Below are 24974 nucleotides of genomic sequence, written 5' to 3' on the forward strand. Positions count from 1 at the left end.
AACTCAAACAAAGCAAACACAAAAGAGCCAAATAAAATGGAGTTAAAAGATGTTCTAAAGCGTTTTAAACCCTATTTTAAAGACTACATACCGCAGTTTATCTTAGCTTTTATAGGTATGCTTTTAGCTAGTCTTGGTACGGCGGCATCGGCGTGGTTGGTTGAGCCAGTGCTTAATAAAATTTTTGTCGATAAAAACACAACCCTTCTTTACATCCTGCCATACGCTATCATTTTGGTATATTTTTTAAAAAACCTAGGCACATTTACTCAAGCATACTACACAGCCTACATCGGTCAAGACACGATTAGAAGGTTTCGCGATAGCATGCTTAAAAATTTACTCTCTCTTGATATGAGCTTTTTTAACACCTACCGAACTGGCGAGTTGATGAGCAGAACCATAAACGACATCGAACGCATTCGCTCAATCGTCTCAAACCTAATACCTGAGTTTATTAGAGAGCTTATTACCGCACTTGCCCTACTTGGCGTGGTGATATACCAAAGCCCAAAACTAGCATTTTTCGCACTTGTGGTACTTCCAGCAGCAATCTATCCAATAACTAGATTTGCAAAAAAGATGAAAAAAATCTCACGAAAATCGCAAGAAAAAATCTCAGACATAAGTGCAGCTTTAAATGAAAATTTTACAAATATCGAGATAATCAAAGCCAACAATGCTCAAAACTACGAGCATAAAAGATTTAGCGATGAAAATTTAAACTTTTTAAAAATAAATTTAAAAGCAACAAAGATAGAGCAACTTGTAAGTCCGATGATGGAGATGATAGGCTCAATCGGCGTAGCAGTAGTCATCATAATAGGCGGCAAAGAGGTGATTGATGATCAGCTAAGCATTGGATCATTTTTTAGCTTTTTAACAGCACTTTTTATGCTCTACACTCCTATAAAACGCATAGTTGGGATCTACAATAAAACCCAAGATGCCATAGCGGCTAGTGAGAGAACCTTTGAACTGCTTGATAAAAAAAGCACGATTAAAAACGGCACAATCGACGCTCCAAGCCAGATTGAAAAGATAGAGTTTAAAAACGCTTGTTTAAAATACGGCGACAAACAAGCACTAGATGGTATAAGCTTTTGTGCGAACAAATCAGAGATGATAGCCCTAGTTGGCTCAAGTGGTGGCGGAAAGACATCGATTATAAACTTGCTTATGAGATTTTATGATCCAAGTAGCGGCGAGATAGCCATAAATGATGTAAATTTAAAAGAGTATAAACTAGATCAAATCAGAGATAAAATAGGCTTTGTAAGCCAAAGAGTTTATATCTTTAACGACACTATTGCAAATAACGTATCATACGGACGCGAAATGGATGAGCAAAAGGTTATAAACGCTCTAAAAATGGCAAATGCTTATAATTTTGTAGAGCAATTAGATGATAAAATTTACACAAAACTTGATGAGTTTGGCACAAATTTATCCGGCGGACAACGCCAACGCATAGCAATCGCTAGAGCCTTGTATAACGAGCCTGAAATTTTGATATTTGACGAGGCAACATCAGCCCTTGATAACGAGAGCGAAAAAGAGATAACAAACGCCATAAACTCACTTGCTCATAAAAAGATCATCTTTGTCATAGCTCATCGTCTAAGCACCATACAAAATGCCGATAAAATCGTAGTTATCGATGCTGGCAAGGTCGCTGGAGTTGGCGATGATGATACGCTTAGTAGTAGCTGTGAATTATACGCAAAGCTAAAAGGAAAAGCCTTAGTTTAAGCACATTTTTGATAAAATCAGCAAATTTTAACACGAAAGGATAAAATATGGGTTTTAGTTATAATGATTTAAAAAAAATACTTTTTATGTTTTCTCCTGAAACGGCTCATAAAATAGCCGAATATTTTATAAATGGTGCAGAATTTGTGCCAGGATTATACGATAAAATCTCAAAAGAGTGCGTTATAAACGACCCTATTTTAGAGCAAACCATATTTGATAAGCCATACATCAATCCAGTTGGCATAGGTGGGGGATTTGATAAAAATGCTACGATGATTGAGGGGCTTAAAGCCCTTGGATTTGGTTTTTTAGAATATGGAACATTTACTCCAATGCCACAAAAAGGCAATGAAAAACCTAGACTTTTTCGTTTAATAGAAGAAGAAAGTATTCAAAACGCCATGGGTTTTAATAACGATGGTGCTGATAAGATTGAAGGACGACTTATAAAAGCATATCCAAATACCATACCACTATGGGCAAACATCGGAAAAAATAAAATCACAATCAACGAAACAGCAATACACGATTATATCAAGCTTGTAAATCAATTTAATAAATTTTGCGATGCATTTGTAATCAACATTTCATCGCCAAATACCCCAAATTTACGAGCACTACAAGAGGTTGGTTTTGTGTCAGAGCTATTTGATGCGCTAAGTAAATTAAGCAAAAAGCCGCTTATTTTAAAAATCGCACCTGATCTAAACTACGATGATGCAATAAAAATTTCAACCACAGCGGTAAATAATGGTGCAAGCGGCATAATTATATCAAACACAAGTGTTGATTATTCACTATCAAAATCACCAAATCTTAAAAATTTCGGCGGCTTAAGTGGCAAGGTCATAGCTGAAAAGTCACGCCAGATATTTAAAGTGGTAGCTGATGAGCTATATGGCAAAACAACACTTATCGCATGTGGCGGCATAGATAGTCCAGAAGAGGTATATAAACGCATAAAAATGGGTGCAAGTTTGGTTCAAATTTATACAGGTTTTATATTTCAAGGACCAACCATTTGTCGTGATATAAACCTTGGACTAAAAGCACTTTTAAGACTAGATGGGTTTAGTCATATAAGTCAAGCCATTGGTATTGATGTCAAAAAATAAACAAAATTCAAGGAATAAATTTGGTAAAATTTAATAAAACAAAACTAAAAAATGGACTACAGATATATCATATACCGCTAAATAAAGGTTCAAAAGTCATAAGCGTTGATATATTTTACAAAGTAGGCTCACGCAACGAAGTTATGGGCAAAAGTGGCATAGCTCATATGTTAGAGCATTTAAATTTTAAATCGACTAAAAATTTAAAAGCTGGTGAATTTGACCGTATAGTTAAGGAATTTGGCGGAGTTGATAACGCATCAACTGGGTTTGATTATACTCACTATTTCATAAAATGCTCAAATGAAAATTTAAAAAAATCAATCCAACTTTTTGCCGAACTTATGCAAAATTTAAGTCTAAAAGACAAAGAGTTCCAGCCTGAACGCGATGTAGTCGCTGAAGAGCGAAGATGGCGAACCGATAATAATCCGCTTGGTTATCTTTTTTATAGACTTTACAATCACGCCTTTATCTATCATCCATATCACTGGACGCCAATAGGCTTTAGCAATGATATAAAAAACTGGAGCATTGATGATATAAAAGAGTTTCACAAAACATACTATCAACCTAAAAATGCAATACTGCTAATCACTGGAGATGTAAGTAAAAAAAAGGCTTTTGAGTATGCAAAAGAGGCATTTAAAGATGTAAAAAATACGTGCGAAATTCCAACCGTGCATTGCGTAGAACCAGCTCAAGATGGTGCAAAAAGAGCGATTTTACACAAAGATAGTCCAACTCAAATGTTAGCTATAGCCTACAAAGTGCCTTCATTTTCACATCCAGATCAAGCAGTTTTAAACGCATTGGGCGAGTATCTAAGCACTGGCAAAAGCTCGGTATTACAAAAAACACTAGTCGAAGAAAAACAATTAGCAAATCAAGTATTTGCTTATGCGATGAGCTGTGTTGATGAGAATTTATTTGTCATAATGGCGGTTTGTAACCCAGATGTAGATGCAACCGAAGTTGAGAAAAATATACTTGAAATTTTATCTGATTTAAAAACAAAACCAATAAACGATGACGAGATACAGCGTGTGAAAAATCTCATAAAAAGCGATTTTGTATATTCGTTTGATAGTGCTTCAAAAGTTGCAAATTTATATGGTAGCTATCTGGCACGTGGCGATATAGCACCACTTTTTGAGCTAGAAAATAGGATAGAAAATTTAAGCAAAAACGAGTTACAAGATGTAGCAAATAGATATTTTGTCGAGAAAAACTCAACCACAATAATACTAAAAAAGGAGAACTCATGACACAATTAATCGGTGCAATGACAGCCCTTGTTACGCCATTTAAAAACGGCAAACTAGATGAAGAAACATATGAAAAATTAATAAAACGTCAAATTAAAAACGGCATAGATGTAGTTGTACCAGTTGGCACAACTGGCGAAAGTGCAACACTTACACATGATGAACACAGAAGATGCATACAAATAGCCGTTAGCACATGCAAAGGAACAAATACAAAGGTTATGGCAGGTGCTGGATCAAACGCTACTCATGAAGCTATCGGACTTGCACAATTTGCACAAGAACATGGGGCTGATGGGATCTTATCAGTCGCCCCGTATTACAACAAACCTATGCAAGAAGGGCTTTATCAGCACTACAAAGCTATAGCAAATAGTGTTGAAATTCCGGTTTTAACATATAACGTTCCAAGCAGAACAAGTAGCGACATCCTACCAGAGACAGTATTTAGACTGTTTCGAGACTGTGCCAACATATACGGTGTCAAAGAGGCAACTGGAAGCATAGATAGATGTGTTGATTTGCTAGCTCATGAGCCTGATTTAGTGGTTATTAGCGGTGATGATGCGATAAACTACCCAATACTATCAAATGGTGGCAAAGGCGTGATTTCGGTAACGTCAAATTTACTACCAGATCAGATCTCAAAGCTCACCCATCTAGCACTAGATCAAAAATACATAGAAGCAAAAGAGATAAACGACAAACTGTATAATATAAATAAAATTTTATTTTGCGAAAGCAATCCAATACCAATAAAAGCAGCACTTTACATAGCTGGGCTGTTGCCTGTGCTTGAGTATAGATTGCCTTTAACAAACCCAAGTAACGAAAATTTAAAAAAGATAGAAAACGTAATGAAATTTTATGATATCAAAGGATTTTAATGGATTTAATTAAAAACGAATTTACTAAAAAAACGCTAGTAATAAGTGGCGGAACAAGGGGCATAGGCAGAGCAATAGTCCTTGAGTTTGCCAAACTTGGTTGCAATGTAGCATTTACCTACAACTCAAACGAAGAGTTAGCAAAACAGCAAGCTGCCGAGCTTGAAAAAGAGTATGGCATAAAAGCACGAGCATATGCACTAAACATACTTGAGCCAGAAACTTACAAGGGCGTATTTGAAGCAATTGACGCTGATTTTGATAGGGTTGATTTTTTCATCTCAAATGCCATCATCTCAGGTCGTGCGGTCGCTGGCGGATACACTAAGTTTATGAAGCTAAAACCACGTGGCATAAACAACATATTCACGGCTACAGTAAATGCATTTGTAGTAGGCTCTCAAGAAGCTGCTAAACGAATGGAAAAAGTGGGTGGCGGTGCGATAATATCGCTTAGTTCAACAGGCAATCTAGTCTATATCGAAAACTACTCAGGTCACGGCACAGCAAAAGCAGCAGTTGAAGCAATGGCAAGATACGCAGCCACCGAGCTTGGTGAGAAAAACATCCGCGTAAATGTCGTAAGTGGCGGACCGATCGAAACGGACGCTTTAAGAGCATTTACAAACTACGAAGAGGTGCGTGATTACACGGCCAAATTAAGCCCATTAAACCGCATGGGACAGCCTGAGGATTTAAGTGGTGCTTGTGTATTTTTATGCTCATCAAAGGCGTCGTGGATAACAGGACATAGTTTTATTATCGATGGTGGAACAACATTTAAGTGATTTACTCACTTAAAACTACTCTCCCCTACTGACTTATGCTTTGTTGAAGTTTAACATTAGCACTTATTTTAACACCTTGCTTAGTTGTTTAAATTTCGCTTAGTCTAAGTCTGGCACTTTAAGATTATAATTTTATAAATTCTTTAAATTTAGCCTAAATTTCACCGATTTTTTATGAATTTTTAATTGCTTTTATATTTTTGATTACAAAGCTTTAAAAATATCACTTAATCAAACAAAACGTCCAGATAGCCATGACAACAAATGCTGTAACATCTGAAGTAGATAGCATGGCCAAAGAGATAGTTGCAAAAGTTAGAACTAAACGATTTTGATTGATGTTACATGTCTAAGCATTAAAATGGGCTTAGACATTTACTTTTATATAATTCATCATACTACAATATAGACTTTCTTATAAATTTAAGTGTTTTTTGTAAGCCTTAATATTATACTTAATTTACACTACAGTAACACAAGAAAATAAAAACATCGCATTTAGCTTACTTGTATTTTCTGTTGCTACCATTTTAACTTAAAAAGATTTAATAAACATTGCTTTGTATGTAAAAGATACTTTATTGTTAATATTATCGTTGTAGCTTAAAATACCCTATTGATTTGTGAAAGTTTTGCTTGGCTTATTGCTTTATCTTGCAACTATACTTGTTTTACAAAGAATATAAAATCTAAAATTTTAGTAAATTTATAAATAAAATTATTTATATAAACAATGTTAAGCAATCATCTCACAACAAACGAAGAGAGGTTCTTCATGATGATAATCTTATAAAGGAAGAAGCGAAGTTAAAAACAAACATCAAATAAAAGTAAAATTTATAGTTTGCTTACATAAAGATAAAAAATTTAATACCAATTAAAGATATTTTAAACTATATTGAAAGATGTCATTTGCACTAGTTATTTTGTTTTATTCATAACTATAAAAATATGATGCAAAGGTTTATTATAACAAGATAAATTTCTAGACTTATAGACAAAAGAGTGCATATTAAATTTTAAATATTTAATATTGAATTTTTGATGCATTTTACACTCTTGTGATAGTTTTGTTTAAGCACCTAAAATAAATTACACTCCAACTATTTGTAAATTTCATTGCTTAAAGCAAATAAATTTTATCACACTTTTGGCAAACTAAAATTTTTACATATTGGTTTTAATTATACATAAGGGCAGTCTTTGCCCTTATAAGTCGTTAAGCTTCTATATTGACGACACTAGCACCAAGACTGGCTAGTTTTTCATCTATCGCTTTTAATGATTTTTCTATGGTTTCGTGTGCAATATCAGGTAGTTTGCCGCCCCACATTTTTTCAGCTTCATTAAAACCACGAAGTATGCCCTCTCTACCAGCTTTTAATTTCTCGACATCATCACCAGCACCAGCTAGAACAAATCCAGCTATTCTTTCGCTAGTTTTTGCTACACCAAAAAATCCATCTTCGCCAACCAATGCACTAGCTTCATCTTGGCTTAAGCTTGATATTGGTTTGCCAGTATATCCAATAGCATCATAATCTATTGAGTTTAAAATATCTGCTAAATTTTCTGGCACAAAACCGCTCGCCATGCCAAAAAAACCACTTTGAGCGTTTATGCTAGAACTAGACTGCGATATTATTTGTTGTGAATACTGCATAAAATAAGCATTTGAAACCTGCTTTGCCGTCATGTTTGCATTGATTTCAAGTCCTTTTGCTTCCTTGCTCTCGTTTTGATTTTTCTCGCCAACGTGCTGCTTGACATTTGCATACGCACTAGCGACTTGTGATGTTGAGATTTGCATTTTTACTCCTTTAAAATCTCCAAAAGTATCTTTATATATCGGCAAAATTTCAAATAACTTTAGAACTTTTGACTAATCGTTTTTCTATATAACTCATCATCATCGCAAAGCACTATTAGTAGATCTTTTTCTTTAAACTCAAACGCTCCAGTTGGCTTTGAAATCTCTCCTAGTCGATTTACTAAAACTATTAAAAATTTCTCATCCAGTTCAAGTTCGGCCAAGCTTTTGCCGATAACTTGTGAGCCTTGCGAAATAGTAAGCTTTTTAAACTGCGATGAAAATATCGGACTTGCGTGCTGTATGTCTGTTTTTGCTTCATCGCTTTGGACGCCTAAAATTTTCGCCACCTTAGCCAGTGACATACCCTGAACCAAAACTGAAAACAACACCATAAAAAATACTATATTAAACATCATTTGAGAATTTTCTATTCCAGCTACAAATGGATATGTCGCAAGTATTATTGGCACAACGCCCCTAAGTCCAACCCACGATATAAAAAGCTTTTCTTTAAAGTTATATTTTGATAAAGCAAGACACACAAAAACACTAATTGGACGAGCAATAAACATAAGTATAAGTGCTACCACAAAGCCCTGAAATGCGACATTTGGAAGCTCTGATGGATTTACAAGCAAACCAAGCGTGACAAATATCACAACCTGCATCATCCATGCTATTCCGTCATGAAATCCGATCAAATTTTTCTTATGCACAAAATCCTTTGTGTTTGCAAATATACCAGCCACATAAACGGATATGAAGCCATTACCACCGCATTTGACAGTGATAGCATAAAGCATAAGAACAAAACCTATACTAAATACCGGATAAAGCCCCCAGTATCCAAGTCTAAGCTTGTTTAAAAACACTGGTAGCATCAGTCCAAATGTGATACCAAAAATCGTCCCTATGCCAAATTGAAAAATTAAATCATAAAGCCATGCAGCAAATGAAAAGCTATTTTTTGTTGATATTAATTCAATTACGCTAATTGTTAAAAATATCGCCATTGGATCGTTTGAGCCAGACTCAAGCTCTAAAAGAGAATTTATACGCTCTTTTAGCTTTATACCGCTTGAGCGAAGTATCGCAAAAACCGCTGCGGCATCAGTCGAAGCAATAACCGCTCCAACTAAAAGTGTGCCTATAAGCGGATAGCCATATATAAAATTTAATGCTGCAGCAACCACAAAAGCAGTGATAAAAACACCAAGTGTAGCTAAGATAAATCCATCAATTAATACTGGTTTTATGGATTTTAAAACCGTATCAAGACCGCCACTAAATAGTATAAATATCAGTGCAACAGTGCCGATATTTTGCGTGATTTGTTTGTTATCAAATGCTATGCCAAGCACTCCATCGCTACCAGCCAACATCCCAACTGACAAAAATATCAAAAGTGCTGGAATGCCGTATTTGTCGGAAATTTTACCAAACAAAACGCTTAGTAAAAGCAATCCGCCAAATAATATTAAAAAATTTTCCATTAGTTTTCTAGACCCAAACTAGCACGATACTCTTCATAGCTACCACGATAATCAACAATCTCACCATTGCCTTTTAGGTGTAAAATTCTATTTGCAAACGCATCTATTAGCTCTCTGTCGTGGCTAACACAAATAACTGAGCCAGCAAAGTTATAAAACGCTTCGCCAAGTGCAATGATAGCCTCTAAATCCAAGTGGTTGTTTGGCTCGTCCATTACCATTAAATTTGGCTTGTGAAGCATGAGTTGCGATAGCCTAACACGGTGCTTCTCTCCACCGCTTAACGCTCCAACTGACTTTTCTTGATCTGCACCGCTAAAAAGCATCCTGCCAAGGCACTTTCGTATCTCGTCAATATCCTTATTTTTCGCATCTTGCAGATACTCATACAGCTTTAAATCGCCCTCTATTTTATTTACCGTATCTTGCGCAAAATAACCTAGCTCAATGGTCGCTCCGACATGCACGTTGCCGTTATCTGGGGCTAATTCACCTGTAATTATTTTACAAAGTGTTGTCTTGCCAACGCCGTTGTGTCCGATGATGGCTACCTTATCGCCTTTTTCTAGCTTGAAGTTAAAATTTTCAAATATCAGCTTATCGTCAAATTTTTTACTGATATTTTTTAGCTCGATTAGCTCATTGCCTATCTCGCGGTTTGTGCGAAATAAAATGCTAGGATCACGTCTTGATGATACAGCGATCTCTGCGATGTCTAGCTTTTCAAGCTGTTTTGCACGGCTTGTAGCTTGACGTGCCTTACTTGCATTTGCACTAAAACGAGCTATAAATTTCTCAAGCTCCTCTTTTTCTTTTAGCTTTTTATCACGCTCCATTTCGTTTTGTTTTGCGATCAAATTTGCCGCCATGTACCAATCATCATAATTGCCTGAAAACTCACGAATTTTCTTAAAATCAACATCTAAAATGTGTGTGCAAACGCGGTTTAGAAAGTGGCGGTCGTGGCTTATGACTACTAGCGTGCCTTCGTGGCGATTTAGCTCGTTTTCTAACCACGCGATGGCGTCGATGTCTAGGTTGTTTGTTGGCTCATCAAGAAACAGCACATCTGGCTTTGGAAACAAAACTTGTGCCAAAAGCACCTTTACCTTGTCCGAGTTTTCAACCTCGCTCATTAATGCGTCAAAGTTATTTAGTCCAAGTGAGCTTAAAATTTTCTCAATTCGTGTCTCATACTCATAAGTCGGATCTTCTTCAGCACTTATTATTTCAAGCTCACTTAGCCTGTCGTTTATCTCATCTGTAAATTCTTCGCTCATATATAGCCTTTCTTTCTCTTTGACAGCATCATATAAGCGTTTATTTCCATACAAAACAGCATCTTTTAGCGTGAAATTTTCAAATGCAAACTGATCTTGCCCCAAAACTCCTACTTTTAGTCCATTTTCAATTACGATCTCGCCACTACTGCTTTCTATCTCGCCGCTTAAAATTTTTAAAAACGTTGATTTACCAGCACCATTTGCACCTATTAGTCCGTAGCGATTGTTTCTTTTTAGCACTAAATTTACATCTTCAAAAAGCAAACTACTAGCAAATCTTTGCGTTAAATTTTTAACCTCAACCATCTTTGTCCTTATTTTATTTTAGATAATCCTTTATTTTGCCAAAAATTTGTTTAATTTTTAATTTTTTTGTGTATAATTAGTTAAAACACAAAAAACAAGGAGAGTATTATGATTAATGTTTTAATGATAGAAGACGATACTGAGTTTGCTCAGATTTTATCTGAGTATTTGGAGAGTTTTAACATAAAAGTCACTAGCTTTGACGATCCTTATCTTGGGCTAAGTGCTGGCGTTAAAAATTTTGATTTAGTTATATTAGATCTCACATTACCAGGCATTGATGGACTTGAAGTATGTAAAGAAATTCGTCAAAAATATGATGTTCCTATCATAATAAGTTCGGCTCGTTCAGACATAAGTGACAAGGTTGTTGGTTTAAGCCTTGGAGCTGATGACTACCTGCCAAAACCCTATGATCCAAAAGAGATGTATGCACGCATAATGAGCCTTATTCGCAGATACAAAAAGAGTCATGAAGTCGTAGAAGAAGTATCTGATAGCTTGTTTAAAATAGACGAAAAACGCCATGAAGTTTATTTTAATAATGAAACTTTAACTTTAACTCCAGCTGAGTATGAAATTTTAACTTATCTTATAAAGCAGCATAGTTTTTCAGTTTCTCGTGAGCAGCTTGTTTATAACTGCAAAAGCTTAAAAGATAAAGATTCAAAAAGTCTAGATGTAATAATTGGTCGCTTAAGAACCAAGATAGGCGATAGCTCAAAATCACCTAGACATATCTTTTCGGTGCGCGGCATAGGATATAAACTTCTAGGATGAGAAGATACTCTATCACTACAAAGATAACCATTATATTTGCTATTGCATTTTCGCTAGTTCTTGCCCTGATTATAACTTTTTACAAAATAGAGCAAGAACGAGCATTAGATAAAGTGCGAGATAGACAAATAAACGCGATAAATTATCTGCTTGCACTCTATGAAAGAGCAAACCCACCACAAGATCTAAGTCATTATTTTAGAAATTTTGGACTAGAATATGTCTCAAATAATAATTTAATATCAAGTATAGTAAGTGATGGAGAGATATTGTTTGCTAGACAAACTCCGCTTGGCGTAGTGCAGTCAATTGTATATAAAAATGAACTTTATTTGCAGATTAAAAATACTAGTTTTCAAATAATGCTTCAAAGCAATGAGAGTAAAAATGTAAATGACCCGTTTTTTGTTGGGTTTTTTGCCTTTACTGTTCTTTTGATTTGGCTTTATGTTTCTGTTTTGCGTAGTCTAATGCCTCTTAAAAAATTAAGCATGGGCATACGAAAATTTGCAAGTGGCAACATTGACATACAGTTAGCAAACATTAAACAAAATGATGAAATAGGTGTTGTTGCTGGCGAATTTAATAACGCCGTTAAAAAAATACGTGAGCTAATACGCTCTCGTCAGTTATTTTTGCGTGCAATAATGCACGAGCTTAAAACCCCAATTGGCAAAGGCCGCATTGTATCTGAAATGGTTGCAAATGATACTCAAAAAACAAGACTTATAAGCGTGTTTGAAAGACTTGACTTACTCATAAATGAATTTGGCAAGATAGAACAACTGCTATCAAAAAGCTATTCATTAGAATATCAAGAGTGCCACTTTTCATTGATATTAGAACAAGTCATAGATATGTTGATGCTTGAAAATTTTAATGATAGAGTTAGATGTGAGATTATTGATGACAAAATTTTAAGGGTTGATTTTCAACTCTTTAGCTTGGCTATTAAAAATTTAATCGACAATGCTTTAAAATACGCCGATGATAAAAAGGTTATTTTGGTATGTAAAGATGATAAAATCAGCATAAAAAATAAAGGCGAAGCACTTCAACATGATATATCACACTACAAACAAGCTTTTATACGAGGCGATGATGGTGTCAAAAAATCCAGTGGAATGGGGCTTGGACTATATATCATAGAGCAAATTTGCGATATGCATAAATTTGGTTTTGCATATGAGTATATCGATGGCTATCATTGTTTTGATATTATAACAAACAAAAATTAACAATCTATATGAAAAAAAGTTTAGAAAAATTTAATGAATTAGTAGAAGCATTTGCGAGTTTGCCTGGCGTTGGAAAGAAATCTGCCACCAGATATGCATATCACGTAAGTTTAACTGATAGTTTTGGTGGACTTAAACTTGCACAATGCATAGAAGATGCAGTAAGGTTTATTAAGCGTTGTGATAAATGCGGCAATATAAGCGAAGATGAAATATGTGATATTTGTGCTGATGATACGCGTGATTGTGATTTGTTAGCCATTGTGGAAAGCCCAAAAGACATACTTGTGCTTGAAAGCAGTAAAATTTTTAACGGTAGATATTTTGTATTGGATGAACTAAATGACGATTTGCTTGATAAATTATCATTGTTTATAGATGAAAACGACGTAAAAGAGGTAATATTTGCCTTTACTCCAGGACTAAACTCTGATGCACTTATGATGTTTGTTGAGGATAAATTAAACAAACAAAACATTAGATTTAGCAAGATAGCTCAAGGTGTGCCAACTGGCGTAAGTCTAGAAAATATTGATATGCTCTCACTTTTAAAGGCACTTGAAGCACGAACCAAGACCTAAGGAATTTTATGAAATATACACTGATTTTAGTTGCGATTTTATTTAGCGGTTGCTTTTATGAGCCTAAAACACCAACAAAGATTAATCAAATCACAAAACCACCGATAAAAACCGCCATTAAAGGCATTATAACAGAGCTTAGCTATAATTTAGATGGTTATTGTTATCATATTGTATCAACCGACACATCAAATGCAAAGTTGGAAAATATAAAATTTTGTAGTCCTAAGTTTTATTATCATAAAGGCGATTTAGTGTATGCAACATTTTTAAACAACAAGATACAAAGTATGCTTCTTATAAAAGAGGCAAAAAATAGCCAACAAATAGTAAAAAATGGCAAAAAAAATATAAAATCAAACATAATTACACCAAAAGAAGAAAAAATTAGTTTTGATTAGCCGTTGATTTACCATTTTGATATATAATTTCAACAAGCAATCAAAACAAGAACTCCTTTTTATTTGGCGAGTGTGTGCTCGCCAACTTATCTTATTAAAAATTCCTGAGCCACTATCTTATCAAATGGTTTTACCTCAAAATCTTTTTCGTTTATGCTTACGTTTATCGTGGTATTTTTATCTGCTTTTGTATAAGCAAGTGCCAAAGATGCAGCAAACTCTAAATCCTCTTCGTTTGCATTTTTATCTATAAAGCTTACCGCACCAACTATATCGCCAAACTCTATTTTGTAAAATTTATCATTTTGATTATTTAAAAGTGCGATGTTGTCTGCTTCATCTCTGCCTATTATCATTTTTGCACCATTTTTTAGTCGCAAATGGCGTCCAAGCTTAAGCCATGTCACATCTATATCTTGCATATCTGAGTCATATTTTAAATAATCTTTTATCTTTACAGCAAAACTCTCAATTGTAAGAAGACAACCCCCGCCTGGCGTAGCATAATCATCCCAGCCAAATTCTTTTGCCATATTAAGCTGAGGTTTTCTGTCACGTCCGCTTATATTTAGCAGCCGCTGTCTATCTATCCAGCCTTCACGCTCCGGTTTTGTTGGCTCTAATAGCTTTGCACACATCGGTCTTACTATAAGATCTTCTTCATCTTTTGCTAGTTTTCTTACTTGATTTAGTGCTTCTTTTCGTTGGCTCATAGGACGCTGCCCTAACACCTCGCCAGTGATAATAAAATCCGCACTTTCTTCTTTAAGCATATCAAGTGCAACCCTAAACATATATCCGTGACAATCAACACATGGATTAAATTGCTTTCCATAGCCATATTTTGGATTAAATAAAACCTCGCGTAAATATTTATTTTTAACATCCACTACTTTTAGTGTTGCACCAGCTATCTTTGCCCTGCGAGTTAATATCTCAAATTTTTCAGGCTCCATACCAAATCCAGTATCCATATATAATGCGACAACTTCAATACCTTGATCGCTTATTATTTTCATTGATAGCATACTATCAAGACCACCACTAAATAGTGCCAATGCTTTCATTTTGCTCCTTTTTTTATGTTAAATTATTTTTGATATTTAAGTTTTGCTTTTAAGCTTAAGTATTATTTGATTAATTTTTGTCATTTTATCAAATATATCTGCATCCTGAGAGGCTTTAAGCTCGTTTTTTTTATTTTCGTAGTATTTTAGTTTTATCAACCTTACTGCATTTTTTGCATCATCTTCACTGCTTATCTCTTTTATGTTCTCATAAAATTCTAACTCAATCATATCGCTATTATTTTTTAAATCCATGTAAATATCACAATGAAATTTAAAAAACTTCGCATCATCTATTTCGCTTAAAATTTCAGTATATTTTTTACTCTTAAACGTTTTTAAGATAGATATTTCCAAGATATCCTTGCTATTTTTTATCTCTTTTTTGAAATTTTCATATATTTTATTATTTGTTTTGTTGATTGCGGTTGTATTTTCTATCTTGCCACCTAAGCTTTTTACATTATATCCTATTAATCTTGAGACTAAAGGTATATAAGAGCTACTAATTACAGTGCTTAAATTATTTGTAAAATTTAAAATTTCATCAAGACATTTTTGCTTTTGCAAAGGACGAGTAAGATCATATTTTTTTGCAATTTGACGTATGTAAAACTCGCCTATTTCTACGCCATTTTTAAATAACTCATCTAAATACTCTATGCGTCCTTGCATAACCATATCGGCTGGATCTGCACCACCTTGTATAATAACCACACTAGCATCAATGTTATTTAATGCTAGCAAATGACTTGATTTTGTTGCAGCATTTATACCAGCATCATCCCCATCAAAACACAATACCACGCTTATATCATCGCGTTTTAGTAGTGGCAAATGTTTTTGTGTTAGTGCTGTTCCTAAAACTGCAACAGCATTATCAAAACCAGCTTTATGTAGCATAATAACATCCAAATAGCCTTCAACTATGATAATTTGTCGTTTTTTGGCTATTGATTTTTTGGCTAAGTGATAGCCATAAAGTAGCTTTGATTTATCAAAAATTTCACTTTGCGGACTATTTACATATTTTGCCTCATGCCCTGTAATCGTGCGACCACCAAACCCAACCAAACGCGATGTATGAGAGTATATTGGAAAAGTAATTCTATGAATAAAACTCGCATATATGCCTTTTTCATTTTGTTTTACCACGCCAACTTCTAGTGCTTCTTTTGGCTCTATTTTATCATTTTGCAATGCCCTAATAGTAGCTTGACTATCTGGTGCATAGCCTATCTCAAAATTTTGTATTAATTGTGGTGTAAATCCACGCGAAAATAAATAACTCATCGCTTCTTGATTTTGCGGTAATCTTGAGCGATAAAATGCATTTAAATTTTCTAAAATTTGCTTATTTTCCTTAAAATTTTGATGATTTTGTGTATATGAGAGTGTAAAATTTTGCAAACTTGCTAATTTTTCAATTGCTTCTGGATAAGTTATTTTTTCAAATTCCATTATAAATTTTATAGCATTTCCACCAGCCTTACATGAAAAACAATGATATATCTGCTTTGATGGGCTAATACTCATACTTGGAGTCTTATCATCATGAAAAGGGCATAAACACTTGTAGTTTGAGCCTGATTTTTTTATCTGAACATAATTACTTATAACATCAACTATATCTGTTTGTTCTAACAATCTATCAATACTTTTTTGTTCTATCATAAGCAAGATTATACAATCGTTTAGCTATAATTGTGCTTTAAAATTTACAAAGAGTTTGAAATGGATATATTTTTTATAGGTCATAGAGACCCTATTTTTGGGCTTATTGTGCTGTTTGGTATTATTTTTATAGTTGCGTTTTTTAGCTATGCTTGGGGGCTTTTTAGAACCAAGGATGAAAAACGTAGAATAGAAAAATTTATCAAAAAATTTGATAATTCAAACTCATTAAGCTCAGAACACAAAGAGCTTTTAAAAGGGCTGGAGCTTGAGATCTCAACTCTTTGTTTTTTAGGCAAAACATTTGCCAAAAATGGTGATTTTGAAAAAGCCATAAGCATTTATCTAATCACTCTATCAAAAGCCAAAACAAAAGCCGAAAAAGAAATTGTCTTAACCGAACTTGGAGTAGTGTATTTTAAAGCTGGTTTTTTGCAAAATAGTGCAGAAGTGTTTTTACAAGCCGTGGAATTAAGCCCTAGAAATACTATTGCTTTACGATTTTTAACAATGATATATGAAAAACTAAAAAGATACAACGAGGCACTTGATACGCTTAACTCACTTGAAGCACTTGGTAGTGACGTGACATCAGCACGAGCATATATAAATGCAAATATCGCCATAAACAATAAAGAACTAAGTATAGACGAAAAAACACAAATTATTTTGCAAGAGAGTAAAAATTTTAAACTTTTAAAACGCATGGCTATGCAGTTGTGGTTAAAAAATGGCATGAGTTTAGATGATTTTGTTGATTTTCCGCCATTAAGCGATGTCATAGATATAATCTATCACGAGACTCGCCCTATAAATTTAAACAATGATGCATATAATGCATTAGCTAACGCAAAGGGATTAATACAAAGCGACAAACAAAGTGAAATTTTTGAAGTAAATGTAATTCACAGCTTAAACAAATCAGGATTTAACAAGGCTGAGCTTAGTTTTAGTTACGTGTGCGATAAATGCAAGGGGTCTTTTCCTATGCATTTTTACAGATGTCCTATTTGTCATGAGTTAGGAAGTGTTAAAATTTTACCACATGTTACGGAAAAGTCATTTGAAAACAGTATGCCTTTTTAGTGATGGTTCATGCCTAAACAATCCAGGTCCTGGCGGATGGGCGTATATTTTAGAATATAACAAGGCAGTTAAAAAACAAAGCGGTGGCGAGGCAAATACTACAAACAATCAAATGGAGTTAAGAGCTGTTATAGAGGGTTTAAAGGCTTTAAAAGAGCCGTGCAATGTTATGCTATATACAGATAGCTCTTATGTTGCAAACTCGATAAATGAGTGGCTTGATGGGTGGATACGTAAAAATTTTAAAAATGTAAAAAATATACCGTTATGGAAGGAGTATATTCAAATATCTGGTGTTCATAACGTAAAGGCTGTATGGGTCAAGGCTCATAACGGACACCCACAAAATGAAGAGTGTGATGAGATGGCACGCAAAGAGGCAATGAAAATCAAGGAAAAACATGAGTGAGTTAAAACAATTAGAGAAAATTTTACAATACGAGTTTAAAGATATTCAAAAACTAAAAGAAGCACTAACGCATAAAAGTTCAAAAGTAGATTACAATAACGAGAGATTGGAATTTTTGGGCGATGCGGTCATGGATCTTGTTGTTGGAGAGTATTTATTTAAAGAATTTTCACAAAAAAATGAAGGTGATATGAGCAAATTGCGTGCTGCTTTGGTAAATGAAAAAAGCTTTGCAGATATGGCAAGAATGCTAAATCTTGGAAAATTTATATACCTATCTGCATCAGAAGAAAACAATGGAGGCAGAGATAAGCCTAGCATATTAAGCGATGCGTTTGAAGCGATAATGGGTGCAATATACTTAGAAGCCGGACTTGAAATGGTGCAAAAAATAGCCATCAGGATACTAAAAGCCTGTCATCCAAAAATAGACGCAACAAGTTTAGTAAAAGACTATAAAACAGCACTTCAAGAAATCACTCAAGCCAAACTTGGTGTGACACCAAAATATGAGCTTTTAAGGAGCTTTGGACCAGATCACAAAAAAGAATTTGAAATTGTTTTAGTGATAAATGATATTGAAATTTCAAGAGCAATTGGAAATTCTAAAAAACAAGCCCAACAACTAGCCGCAAAAATAGCGATTGAAAAGATTAAATAAGGGTTTATTTAAAATATGCTTTAAATTTTAAGGAATAAATTTGAATACTTTTGGCACAAGATTAAGATTAACAACATTTGGTGAAAGTCACGGCGTAGCAGTAGGTGCAGTGTTAGATGGTATGCCTTGTGGTGTGCGTATTGATACTAAGTTTTTACAATCTGAGCTTGACAAACGTCGTCCTGGACGAAATAAATACTCAACAGCAAGAAACGAAGCAGACAAGATTGAAATTTTTAGTGGAGTATTTGAGGGTGTAAGCACTGGCACACCGATCGGTTTTGCTATTTTTAACTCAAATCAAAAATCAAACGATTATGATAATTTAAGAGAAATTTTCCGTCCAGGTCATGCTGATTTTACATATTTTGCAAAGTATGGCATACGCGATCATCGTGGAGGTGGGCGTAGTTCAGCAAGAGAAAGCGCTGTGCGTGTGGCAGCTGGAGCATTTGCACAAATGTTGCTTAATGAGTTTAATATTAGTGTTAATAGTGGAGTTTTTAGCGTAGGCGATATCAGTAGTGGCGATGTGCTTGATTGGGACTTAGCAAATAAATCTGAGATATTTTCGCTTGGCAACGAAGACGCTATGAAAGAGCTTATTATGAAAACAAGAGATGAGCATGACAGCATAGGAGCTTGCGTGGTAAGTGTCGCAAGTGGCGTTATGGCTGGACTTGGAGAAGGACTTTATAATAAACTAGATGCCGCATTTGCCGAGGCACTCATGGGAATAAACGGTGTTAAAGCGGTCGAGATAGGACAAGGCACAAATGCAAGTCGCCTAAAAGGCAGCCAAAACAACGATCAAATTGCCATAAAAAACTCATCTAAAAATTTAATTAAAAACGTAGAGTTTTTAAGCAATAATTCAGGTGGAATACTTGGCGGCATAAGTAATTCAGACGATATAGTGTTAAAAACGCATTTTAAGCCAACGCCTTCTATTTTTAAATCACAGCAAACCATAAATTTAAATGGCGATAAGATTGATTTTGAGCTTCGTGGCAGACACGATCCTTGTATAGGCATAAGAGGCTGCGTTGTAGCAAATGCTATGATTAGGCTAGTCATTGCTGATATGCTGCTTTTAAATGCCAGTTCAAACATAAATAACCTTAAGAAAATTTACAACTAAGCATTAAACATGATGTATTTTAAGGACACAAAGCGCGAAAAAATCATAATAAAAACAGCAATTATTGGCATAATCGTAAATGTAATACTTGCAAGTATTAAAATTTTAATTGCATTTTTTTCAGGCTCCATTGCTATTGTAGTAGATGCTATTAATAACCTAAGCGATGCATTTTCAAGCGTTATAACGATATTTGGCTCAAAATTATCATCAAAGATGCCAGATGAAAATCACCCATACGGATACGGCAGAGCTGAGTATATTGGCGGTCTTGTGGTGTCTGTGATAGTATTAATACTTGGAATTAATTTTTTAAGCACATCTATTGAAAATATCGCAACTCCAGCACAAACTACGTTTAGTCTAAGTATGCTTGTTGTGCTATTTATAGCAATATTTGTGAAATTTTTTATAGGATTTTATTACAAAAAGATAGGCAAACAAACAAACTCAATCTCATTAAAAGCTGTTGGAGCCGAGGCTATTGGCGACGCGATAATCTCATGCGTGATACTTTTGTGTGCAGCACTTTCGTATTTTTATGAAATTTACGCAGATGCATATGCTGGTATTATAGCATCGCTTTTTATAATTATAAATGGAATTTTGCTAATTAAAGAAACCTTTGATGAGATAGTTGGAAGGCGCGTTGATAAAAGCGTAAGCGATGAGCTTTATAAAGCGATAAATGAGTGCGAGATAGTCCTTGGCTCGTATGATTTGACACTACATAGCTATGGCATGATGAGATATAGTGGATCTGTAAATGTCGAGATTGATGAAAATTTAGGCTTAAGCTATGTAAGTAGTAGGCTAAATCGGCTTCAAATTGAAATTTTTGAAAAATACGGCATTTACTTAGTTTTTGGCATATATAGTATAAATTTAGGACAAAATCCTATTAGAGATTATGTGCAAAATGCACTATGTAATATACAAAATATAAAAAGCACTCATGCGTTTTTCATGGATGTAAGCAACAAGAGCATTAGAGTAGATATCGTGATTGATTACGCCCAGAAAGATATAGCATCACTTAGAAACGAGGCACAAAATTTACTTAAATCAATGTATCCTGAGTATAAAATTTTTATAGTTGTTGATAGAAAATTTTATTAATTTTATTTGATTTAATCTCAAAATCGCTATAATTAAATAAATTAAAATGAAAGAAAAATGTAATAAATGAGTAAAAAAAAGTGCGAACATTGCAGACTTAGCTTTGATGAAAATTTAATGCTATCTGATGATAATGTGAAGTTTTTTTGCTGCACTGGTTGCAAAAACGTCTATGAAATAGTGCATACTCAAGGCTTTGATGAGTTTTATTCTCGTCTTGGTAAAACTACACTAAATCCAGTAAATAGCAACCAAAATATTAGTGAAAATATACAAAGCCTGTATCAAAACTACGTCAAAAATGATAATCAAATTTGTAAAATCAACCTAATAATTGAAGGCATTCATTGTGCGGCTTGCATCTGGTTAAACGAAAAAGTTCTATTTGCTACAAAGGGTATTTTGCAAGTAGATATCAACGCTACAAACAATAAAGCCATGATAGTTTGGGACGATACCGAGATAGGACTTGCTGAAATTTTAGCACGAATTAATGCAATAGGCTATCGTGCTTACGCATATGATGCACAACGCGAAGATAGTAGGCTAACTACAAAACGAAGAGAATTTTACACAAAGCTTCTTGTTGGCGTGTTTTGCGTGATGAATATAATGTGGATAGCCGTGGCTCAGTATTCTGGATATTTTATGGGCATAGACGCACAAACACGCGATATTTTAAATTTTGCCGAGTTTATTTTGGCTACTCCCGTGCTTTTTTATACTGGTTCTAGCTTTTTTGCTGGATACAAAATCGCCATTAAAAGCAAAACACCAAATATGGATATGCTAATAGCAACTGGGGCAACACTAGCTTATATATACTCTCTTTATGCGATGTTTTCGCGCAAAGGAGAGGTTTATTTTGATTCGGTTGCGATGATTATAACCTTTGTTTTTGCTGGTAAATTTTTAGAAATTTTAAGCAAAAAACGAGCAAATGACACGATTGATGCATTAAATTCAATGATTATAAGCCAAATAAACATTAAAGATCAAGATGGCATAAAAACAAAACAAATTGATGAAGTAAGAGTGGGCGATATAGTTGTATTAAAAGCTGGAGATAAGGCATTAATAGATGGAGTGATTGTAAGTGGCGAGGCGGAATTTGATTATTCTTGTTTAAATGGAGAGAGTTTGCCTGTGGAGCTAAAGGTGGGCGATGAGTTAAAAAGTGGCTCGATATGCCTGGATGGATATGTTGAGTATGAGGCAAAGGCTGAGTTTAAAAACTCACTTTTAAACAAAATCATAACAATGCTAGAAAACGCAAATTTAAAAAAACCAAACATCCAAACTCTAGCCAATCAGCTTTCGGCTAAATTTTCTATTACAATTTTATCAATCGCACTTGTAACCTTTTGCGTTTGGGCGTATTTAGATGGATTTGAGATAGCCTTAATCACGGCAATTTCTGTTATTGTTATCGCTTGTCCTTGTGCTTTGGCACTTGCTACGCCAGTTAGCACATTAGTAGGGCTTAGCGTTGGGCTAAAAAATAGCGTGATATTTAAAGAAGCACGCATGATAGAAAGCCTAGCCAAGTGCGATACAATCGTGTTTGACAAGACAGGGACATTAACAAAAGGCAAACTATTTGTTACACATGCTGAAATTTTTAAACCTGAGCTTATAGACTTAATAAAAGCCATTGCAAACGTGTCAAATCATCCAGTAAGCAAGGCCGTTGCAAGGCATTTAACAAATGACAGCAGTTTAAAGCTAAGTCAAGTAAAAGAGATACCAGCACGTGGCGTAAGTGGCATGTATAACAACAAGCAAATTTTAGCAGGAAACGCAAAATTGCTTATGCAAAATGAAATTTTTACAAATGAAAAAAATGGCGTAAGTGAATATTTTGTAGCGTTTGAGAAAGAGATTATAGCTAAGTTTGATTTAAGCGATGAGTTGCGTCAAAACGCAAAAAAAGTCATTGATGAGATTAAAAACCTAGGATATGATACGCATATCTTAAGCGGAGATAAAGCAGATGTCGTGCGTAGCGTAGCTCATGAGCTTGAAATAAATCAATTTAAAGCCGAAGTTATGCCAGATGAAAAGGCGTTTTATATACAGAATTTAAGCAGCAAAAATGTCTTGATGGTAGGCGACGGCATAAATGACACTTTAGCCATGAGTTACGCTAGTGTAGCTGTATGCATGGGAAGTGGAGCTGATGTGAGTTTGCAAAAAAGCGATGTGGTGCTTTTAAACGATGATTTGGCTTCGCTTTTGATGGCTATTAAAATTTCAAAACGCACATTAAAAACTATAAAGCAAAATTTAGCGTTTAGCCTATGCTACAACGCCCTTACCATACCGCTTGCAGTGCTTGGATATGTCATACCGCTAGTTGCTGCAGTATCGATGTCTCTTAGCTCGATTATTGTTATCTTAAATGCACTTAGAATTAAAAAGTGCAATTTTGTAAGCAAAAGGAGAAATTAATGGAGAATTGGGTTTTATTGATAATGCTTAGCATATCTATTATCTTAGGTGCTTTTGCGCTTTTTGGGTTGATTTGGGGGATAAAAACAAGACAATTTGAAGATTATAGAAAATTTTTAGATGGCAACAAATACGATGACGAAGATGCCTTAAATGACGCTGCTATGCTAGAGCAACGCAAAAAAGATGCTATGAAAAAACGACAAAATTATATGCCACCTGATTGATTTTAAAATTTATAGTAGAGATTTTAAAATCAACTTTTTTAATAAATTAAAGGAAAAATATGTATGAATTTTTAGCTGGTTTTGCGTTATCCTTTTCGCTTATTTTAGCAATTGGCGCACAAAATGCTTTTGTTTTAAAGCAAGGAATTAAGCGTGAGCATGTATTTATAGTGTGCTTGTTGTGTGCTTTAAGTGACGCTTTGCTTATTTTGGCTGGCGTGTTTGGCTTTGGTTATTTTGTTTCGCAAAATCCACTTGTTTTAAAATTTGCTTTATGGGGCGGTTTTTTATTTTTATTTGCATATGGAATAAGAAGTTTATGGAGTGCATATAAGCACGAAAACGCTTTGATTGTCGATAACAACACACCAAACAATCTATTAAAAACCATCTTACTTACACTCTCTTTTGCGTGGTTAAATCCACATGTTTATCTTGATACAATGGTGCTTATTGGCTCTGTTTCGCTCAAATACGATAGCAACTTTGCTTTTGCACTTGGTGCTATTAGTGCTTCTTTTGTATTTTTCTTTACACTTGGATACGCCGCTAGAGTGCTTACACCACTTTTTAAACAGGCAAAATCATGGAAAATTTTAGATACAATTGTTGGTATAATTATGCTAATTTTGGCATTTGCTTTAATTAAATTTTAAAATTACCATATAAAAATACCGCTTATTTATAGTAAATTTTATCTATATTTGTGCCAACAAAGATACTAAAATGCATTATTTTAATCTCACAATAAACAAGAACTATAATCTATTAAACTCAAACCCTAACAAAAAGCTTTAAGTTATGATTTTACATATGAAAATAAGCATATAATCCGTTCAAGAATTTCTGAAACAAAATTTAGAGAAATTTTAAGATATTTTTGCACAGATATAAAGGCTAGTAAAATCTCTAAATTAACCAGAATTTCAGAGCGAACTTTATGTGAAATCTTTAAAAACTTGGGATTTTTAATAGCACAATAATATGAGAAATATCAAAGTTTGATGGCAAAATTTCTAGTTTGATAAGCTCACCTAGAAGCTACGCTTTAAAATAAGCGACTTCACAATCCTTTAGATAAGGTCAAAAGAGCAAGAGAAAGACTTATGGTCGTGAAGCAAAAAATAAACAACCAGTGTTTGGCATGACAAAACAATATGGCAAAGCAATTAAAACTAGTAAGTCAGTACCAATATATCTCAAAGATGACGACATGGTCGCAAGAGTAAGTTAGAAGACTCTATTGTTTATAGCAGCAGTTAGAGAGTTTTGATAGATTATGAAACTAAAGCTTATCATAGATAAATACTGTAAAAATAAATTTTTACTTCACTACGCTCGTAGTTTTACAAGAAACAAATGGTAAAAACCATATAAATGGCATAGGAAAATTTTTGTGTTATGCACTAAACATAAACTAAGCAATTTCAT

At 34.3% G+C, this 24974-nt stretch carries 22 protein-coding genes; 17 read left to right on the forward strand and 5 right to left on the reverse strand.

The window, feature by feature from the left end; all coding sequences use genetic code 11:
• Positions 1-36 precede the first annotated feature (36 nt).
• The 5 genes from LQU93_RS00510 to LQU93_RS00530 are packed head-to-tail and all read left to right on the forward strand — an operon-like array spanning position 37 to position 5813.
• On the forward strand, positions 37-1752 hold the full coding sequence (locus LQU93_RS00510) for an ABC transporter ATP-binding protein (protein ID WP_229932037.1): 1716 nt from the start codon (positions 37-39) through the stop codon (positions 1750-1752).
• A 47-nt stretch (positions 1753-1799) separates the two neighbouring features.
• Positions 1800-2870, forward strand: coding sequence for a quinone-dependent dihydroorotate dehydrogenase (locus LQU93_RS00515; RefSeq protein WP_229931929.1), 1071 nt, complete (start codon positions 1800-1802; stop codon positions 2868-2870).
• Between the two features lie 20 nt (positions 2871-2890).
• On the forward strand, positions 2891-4138 hold the full coding sequence (locus LQU93_RS00520; protein ID WP_229931930.1) for a M16 family metallopeptidase: 1248 nt from the start codon (positions 2891-2893) through the stop codon (positions 4136-4138).
• Positions 4135-5025 (forward strand): 4-hydroxy-tetrahydrodipicolinate synthase, encoded by an 891-nt coding sequence (gene dapA, locus LQU93_RS00525; RefSeq protein ID WP_229931931.1) that lies wholly within the window; start codon positions 4135-4137, stop codon positions 5023-5025. Before LQU93_RS00520 ends, dapA begins: the two co-directional genes overlap by 4 nt.
• Positions 5025-5813, forward strand: coding sequence for an enoyl-ACP reductase (locus LQU93_RS00530; RefSeq protein ID WP_418884049.1), 789 nt, complete (start codon positions 5025-5027; stop codon positions 5811-5813). The genes dapA and LQU93_RS00530 overlap by 1 nt, the downstream gene beginning before the upstream one ends.
• A gap of 1219 nt (positions 5814-7032) precedes the next feature.
• Here the strand turns inward: LQU93_RS00530 and LQU93_RS00535 are convergent.
• The 3 genes from LQU93_RS00535 to LQU93_RS00545 are packed head-to-tail and all read right to left on the reverse strand — an operon-like array spanning position 7033 to position 10708.
• Positions 7033-7623 carry a hydrogenase-4 component G gene (locus LQU93_RS00535; protein WP_229931932.1) on the reverse strand — a complete coding sequence of 197 codons (591 nt, stop codon included), beginning with the start codon at positions 7621-7623 and terminating at the stop codon, positions 7033-7035.
• 59 nt (positions 7624-7682) lie between these two features.
• Entirely contained in the window at positions 7683-9119 is a 1437-nt protein-coding gene (locus tag LQU93_RS00540) for a potassium/proton antiporter (RefSeq protein WP_229931933.1), read from the reverse strand.
• Positions 9119-10708: an ABC-F family ATP-binding cassette domain-containing protein gene (locus tag LQU93_RS00545; RefSeq protein ID WP_229931934.1), complete on the reverse strand. Its 1590-nt coding sequence runs from the start codon at positions 10706-10708 to the stop codon at positions 9119-9121. Before LQU93_RS00545 ends, LQU93_RS00540 begins: the two co-directional genes overlap by 1 nt.
• A gap of 108 nt (positions 10709-10816) precedes the next feature.
• Here LQU93_RS00545 and LQU93_RS00550 point away from each other — a divergent pair, with 108 nt between their 5' ends.
• From LQU93_RS00550 to LQU93_RS00565, 4 genes are read left to right on the forward strand one after another with little or no spacing between them, the layout of a single operon-like run.
• Entirely contained in the window at positions 10817-11488 is a 672-nt protein-coding gene (locus LQU93_RS00550; protein ID WP_229931935.1) for a response regulator transcription factor, read from the forward strand.
• Positions 11485-12726: an ArsS family sensor histidine kinase gene (locus tag LQU93_RS00555; RefSeq protein WP_229931936.1), complete on the forward strand. Its 1242-nt coding sequence runs from the start codon at positions 11485-11487 to the stop codon at positions 12724-12726. Before LQU93_RS00550 ends, LQU93_RS00555 begins: the two co-directional genes overlap by 4 nt.
• Positions 12727-12734: 8 nt before the next feature.
• Entirely contained in the window at positions 12735-13307 is a 573-nt protein-coding gene (recR, locus tag LQU93_RS00560) for a recombination mediator RecR (RefSeq protein WP_229931937.1), read from the forward strand.
• A gap of 8 nt (positions 13308-13315) precedes the next feature.
• A complete protein-coding gene (locus LQU93_RS00565; protein ID WP_229931938.1) occupies positions 13316-13708 on the forward strand; it encodes a hypothetical protein in 393 nt (130 codons plus the stop codon).
• An 86-nt stretch (positions 13709-13794) separates the two neighbouring features.
• Here the strand turns inward: LQU93_RS00565 and LQU93_RS00570 are convergent, their stop codons facing one another.
• Positions 13795-14775, reverse strand: a complete 981-nt coding sequence (locus LQU93_RS00570; RefSeq protein WP_229931939.1) for an argininosuccinate synthase domain-containing protein — start codon at positions 14773-14775, stop codon at positions 13795-13797.
• Between the two features lie 36 nt (positions 14776-14811).
• Positions 14812-16449: a DNA primase gene (gene dnaG / locus LQU93_RS00575; RefSeq protein ID WP_229931940.1), complete on the reverse strand. Its 1638-nt coding sequence runs from the start codon at positions 16447-16449 to the stop codon at positions 14812-14814.
• 60 nt (positions 16450-16509) lie between these two features.
• Here dnaG and LQU93_RS00580 point away from each other — a divergent pair, with 60 nt between their 5' ends.
• From LQU93_RS00580 to LQU93_RS00615, 8 genes are all read left to right on the forward strand, one after another.
• Entirely contained in the window at positions 16510-17535 is a 1026-nt protein-coding gene (locus LQU93_RS00580) for a hypothetical protein (RefSeq protein WP_229931941.1), read from the forward strand.
• Complete coding sequence (rnhA, locus tag LQU93_RS00585; protein ID WP_229931942.1) at positions 17513-17944, forward strand: ribonuclease HI; 432 nt, start codon at positions 17513-17515, stop codon at positions 17942-17944. Before LQU93_RS00580 ends, rnhA begins: the two co-directional genes overlap by 23 nt.
• Positions 17937-18605 (forward strand): ribonuclease III, encoded by a 669-nt coding sequence (gene rnc, locus LQU93_RS00590; RefSeq protein WP_229931943.1) that lies wholly within the window; start codon positions 17937-17939, stop codon positions 18603-18605. Before rnhA ends, rnc begins: the two co-directional genes overlap by 8 nt.
• Positions 18606-18645: 40 nt before the next feature.
• Positions 18646-19746, forward strand: a complete 1101-nt coding sequence (aroC, locus tag LQU93_RS00595; RefSeq protein ID WP_229931944.1) for a chorismate synthase — start codon at positions 18646-18648, stop codon at positions 19744-19746.
• A gap of 9 nt (positions 19747-19755) precedes the next feature.
• Positions 19756-20865, forward strand: a complete 1110-nt coding sequence (locus tag LQU93_RS00600) for a cation diffusion facilitator family transporter (protein WP_229931945.1) — start codon at positions 19756-19758, stop codon at positions 20863-20865.
• 66 nt (positions 20866-20931) lie between these two features.
• Positions 20932-23316, forward strand: a complete 2385-nt coding sequence (locus tag LQU93_RS00605; RefSeq protein ID WP_229931946.1) for a heavy metal translocating P-type ATPase — start codon at positions 20932-20934, stop codon at positions 23314-23316.
• Positions 23316-23543: a cbb3-type cytochrome oxidase assembly protein gene (locus tag LQU93_RS00610; RefSeq protein ID WP_229931947.1), complete on the forward strand. Its 228-nt coding sequence runs from the start codon at positions 23316-23318 to the stop codon at positions 23541-23543. Before LQU93_RS00605 ends, LQU93_RS00610 begins: the two co-directional genes overlap by 1 nt.
• Positions 23544-23602: 59 nt before the next feature.
• Positions 23603-24199 (forward strand): LysE/ArgO family amino acid transporter, encoded by a 597-nt coding sequence (locus LQU93_RS00615; RefSeq protein WP_229931948.1) that lies wholly within the window; start codon positions 23603-23605, stop codon positions 24197-24199.
• The last annotated feature ends 775 nt before the right edge of the window (positions 24200-24974 follow it).

Origin of the sequence: Campylobacter majalis (assembly GCF_905120465.1) — a bacterium.
Lineage (GTDB): Bacteria > Campylobacterota > Campylobacteria > Campylobacterales > Campylobacteraceae > Campylobacter_A > Campylobacter_A majalis.

Coding starts and splice junctions, on each gene's coding strand:
- LQU93_RS00615 (WP_229931948.1), top strand. CDS start 23,603: ATGTATGAATTTTTAGCTGGTTTTGCGTTATCCTTTTCGCTTATTTTA.
- LQU93_RS00535 (WP_229931932.1), bottom strand. CDS start 7,623: ATGCAAATCTCAACATCACAAGTCGCTAGTGCGTATGCAAATGTCAAG.
- LQU93_RS00515 (WP_229931929.1), top strand. CDS start 1,800: ATGGGTTTTAGTTATAATGATTTAAAAAAAATACTTTTTATGTTTTCT.
- rnc (WP_229931943.1), top strand. CDS start 17,937: ATGAGTGAGTTAAAACAATTAGAGAAAATTTTACAATACGAGTTTAAA.
- LQU93_RS00605 (WP_229931946.1), top strand. CDS start 20,932: ATGAGTAAAAAAAAGTGCGAACATTGCAGACTTAGCTTTGATGAAAAT.
- LQU93_RS00570 (WP_229931939.1), bottom strand. CDS start 14,775: ATGAAAGCATTGGCACTATTTAGTGGTGGTCTTGATAGTATGCTATCA.
- recR (WP_229931937.1), top strand. CDS start 12,735: ATGAAAAAAAGTTTAGAAAAATTTAATGAATTAGTAGAAGCATTTGCG.
- LQU93_RS00510 (WP_229932037.1), top strand. CDS start 37: ATGGAGTTAAAAGATGTTCTAAAGCGTTTTAAACCCTATTTTAAAGAC.
- LQU93_RS00610 (WP_229931947.1), top strand. CDS start 23,316: ATGGAGAATTGGGTTTTATTGATAATGCTTAGCATATCTATTATCTTA.
- LQU93_RS00580 (WP_229931941.1), top strand. CDS start 16,510: ATGGATATATTTTTTATAGGTCATAGAGACCCTATTTTTGGGCTTATT.
- LQU93_RS00540 (WP_229931933.1), bottom strand. CDS start 9,119: ATGGAAAATTTTTTAATATTATTTGGCGGATTGCTTTTACTAAGCGTT.
- LQU93_RS00600 (WP_229931945.1), top strand. CDS start 19,756: ATGATGTATTTTAAGGACACAAAGCGCGAAAAAATCATAATAAAAACA.
- LQU93_RS00555 (WP_229931936.1), top strand. CDS start 11,485: ATGAGAAGATACTCTATCACTACAAAGATAACCATTATATTTGCTATT.
- dapA (WP_229931931.1), top strand. CDS start 4,135: ATGACACAATTAATCGGTGCAATGACAGCCCTTGTTACGCCATTTAAA.
- dnaG (WP_229931940.1), bottom strand. CDS start 16,449: ATGATAGAACAAAAAAGTATTGATAGATTGTTAGAACAAACAGATATA.
- LQU93_RS00550 (WP_229931935.1), top strand. CDS start 10,817: ATGATTAATGTTTTAATGATAGAAGACGATACTGAGTTTGCTCAGATT.
- LQU93_RS00545 (WP_229931934.1), bottom strand. CDS start 10,708: ATGGTTGAGGTTAAAAATTTAACGCAAAGATTTGCTAGTAGTTTGCTT.
- LQU93_RS00565 (WP_229931938.1), top strand. CDS start 13,316: ATGAAATATACACTGATTTTAGTTGCGATTTTATTTAGCGGTTGCTTT.
- LQU93_RS00530 (WP_418884049.1), top strand. CDS start 5,025: ATGGATTTAATTAAAAACGAATTTACTAAAAAAACGCTAGTAATAAGT.